This is a genomic window from Pannus brasiliensis CCIBt3594 (genome assembly GCF_036688125.1).
In the GTDB taxonomy this organism is placed as follows: domain Bacteria; phylum Cyanobacteriota; class Cyanobacteriia; order Cyanobacteriales; family Microcystaceae; genus Pannus; species Pannus brasiliensis.
The window spans coordinates 1-248 of sequence record NZ_JBAFSM010000121.1; the positions used below are offsets into that span (position 1 = coordinate 1).

Genomic DNA, 248 nt, shown 5'->3' on the forward strand with positions numbered 1-248 from the left:
GGCAACAGATGGATGCTCTTCTCCCAACAGTCGTTTCCCCATCTCCAGAGCCTGTCGGTAGAGGGGTTCCGCCTCCCCGTACCGCCCGGTTTCCCGGTACAAATACGCCAGATTGTTCAGGCTAGTGGCGACATCGGGATGCTCCTCTCCCAACAGTCGTTTCCTCATCTCCAGAGCCTGTCGGTAGAGGGGTTCCGCCTCCCCGTACCGCCCGGTTTCCCGGTACAAATACGCCAGATTGTTCAGGC

The 248-nt window shown here is 59.3% G+C and carries 1 protein-coding gene; it reads right to left on the reverse strand.

Annotation, left to right across the window (positions count from 1 at the left end; genetic code table 11):
* Positions 1 to 248, reverse strand: a 248-nt coding sequence (locus V0288_RS25005) for a tetratricopeptide repeat protein (RefSeq protein ID WP_332867914.1), incomplete at both ends; no start/stop codon positions are given.